Annotated in this window: 4 protein-coding genes; 1 reads left to right on the plus strand and 3 read right to left on the minus strand. The window is 70.4% G+C overall.

Annotated elements, in window-relative coordinates:
* The 3 genes from PLJ28_RS15835 to PLJ28_RS15845 all read right to left on the minus strand — a co-directional run.
* Positions 1-453 (minus strand): AAA family ATPase (locus tag PLJ28_RS15835; RefSeq protein WP_324590438.1); only part of this gene is annotated, 453 nt, incomplete at its 3' end.
* Positions 450-707 (minus strand): hypothetical protein, encoded by a 258-nt coding sequence (locus PLJ28_RS15840; RefSeq protein ID WP_183529204.1) that lies wholly within the window; start codon positions 705-707, stop codon positions 450-452. The genes PLJ28_RS15835 and PLJ28_RS15840, both read right to left, overlap by 4 nt.
* Positions 708-779: 72 nt before the next feature.
* Positions 780-1406 carry a LysE family translocator gene (locus PLJ28_RS15845; RefSeq protein ID WP_324590439.1) on the minus strand — a complete coding sequence of 209 codons (627 nt, stop codon included), beginning with the start codon at positions 1404-1406 and terminating at the stop codon, positions 780-782.
* A 110-nt stretch (positions 1407-1516) separates the two neighbouring features.
* On the opposite strand from PLJ28_RS15845, the gene PLJ28_RS15850 reads away from it, so the two are divergent.
* On the plus strand, positions 1517-1773 hold a 257-nt coding region (locus PLJ28_RS15850), incomplete at its 3' end, for an Lrp/AsnC family transcriptional regulator (RefSeq protein ID WP_324590440.1).

Genomic DNA, 1773 nt, shown 5'->3' on the forward strand with positions numbered 1-1773 from the left:
CGGGACGTCCAGGAGGACCACGGTGGCCCGGCGCAGCAACCGGTCCGACAGCCACGGCAGGACCCGGCCCGGAGGGAGCCCCCGGACCTGCCTCAGCACGAGCTGGCACACCAGGTGGCGGTCCATGACCACCAGCCCGTCGGTGCTCGCGGCCCGGAGGTGGGAGAGCACGACATTGGAGGTGCGCACCACCGTCTCGATCCGGTCCGCCCACCGGACGGGAAGCTCCGTGCCGACGCGGCGCCCCGCCCGGATCAGCCACCGGCGGCCGGAGCGGTTGCGCACCACGAGTGCCCTGCGGCCCTCGTCCCGTTCAGCGGCGGCGAGGGCAACGGCCGTGGTCGTCTTCCCCGACCCGTCGATCCCCAGCAGCACGACGGTCCGCGGCCCAGTGAGCGGAGGGCGGCTGCCGGCCTGGCCCACGGACCTCGGACCGTCCGGACTGGTGATCACGAGGTCTCCCTGCGGCGGTCCGGTGGGTTGATGCACCGCACACCCATCCAGACCAGCAGGGCCGGCACGGCCAGTTTCATCACCAGCGCCACGGTCGCCCAGAACACGCTCGCCGCCCCGGTGGATTCCGGCAACTGGGCAAGGAACGCCTCGAGCCCGAGGACGAGCATCAGCACGAAGACCGCGCCGCCGACGATGACGAGGATGACGCCGACGCCCTGCAGTCCGCGGCGGAGCATGGTCGGCTGCTGCATGGGTCCTCCTGGTCGTCTCCCGTGGGCAGACTGAGGGTATCGACCGTTGCTGGGTGGCCGCTGCGAGGCGGCTCAGAACAGGGCGATCCCCTGCTCCACGAGGATGCCGGTGCCGATCAGGACCATCAGGACTCCGGAGACCTTGACCACGGCGTTGCTCGCCCGCGGGCGCGAGCCCAGCAGCTGCCTGGCGAGCAGGGCCACCCCGAGGTAGATCACCGCACAGTTGGCCACGTGCAGGCTGCCGAGCGTGAACATCTGGGCCGTGGAGGACCAGGCACCGGAGGCGGAGGTGAACTGGGGCAGCAGGGCCAGCAGCAACAGCAGGCCCTTGGGGTTGATCCCGCTGATCCCGGCGCCGCGGAAGAACTGGGACAACGAGCCGGTGCCGAGGGGCTGGTCGCTGGCGGTGATCGGCGGGGCCTGGGCCGTGAGCGTGGAGACGCCCAGGTAGAGCAGGTACATCGAGCCGATGACGGTCAGGGCGGTCAGCGTCACCGGGTACGCGGTGACCACCGCGCCGGCCCCGACCGCGACGATGGTGACCACGAGCGCGTAGCCGGAGGCCATGCCGGCCACGGAGGGCACCACGGAGCGGGCGCGCAGACCGGCCGAGATCGCGTAGGCCCAGTCGGCGCCGGGGGTCAGTGCCAGCAGCAGGGCCACCAGCCAGAACTGGGCCATCAACGCCGTATCCATCGCGCTCGTCCTTCCATTCGACCGTTCTGCCGGAGATCGTACGGAGGATCGCGCGAAATGTGCTTCGATGTGTTGTGTAGATCCGGGGGTTGAACGGGAGGATTGTCGGCATGGACGCGATCAACCGGGAGATCCTCTCCCTGCTGCAGGAGGACGGGCGCATGAGTGCGACCGTCCTGGCCCAGAAGGTGGGGCTGAGCCTGTCCGCCTGCCATCGCCGGCTGAAGGACCTCGAGCAGTCCGGCGCGATCGAGCGATACCGCGCCGTGGTCTCCCCCGAGGCGATCGGACTGCACTTCGAGGCGATCGTGTTCGTCACCATGGGACGCACCGACGTCGAGACCGTCTCCGCCTTCGAGGCCGCCGT

The organism is Citricoccus sp. (assembly GCF_035445025.1).
In the GTDB taxonomy this organism is placed as follows: Bacteria; Actinomycetota; Actinomycetes; order Actinomycetales; family Micrococcaceae; genus Citricoccus.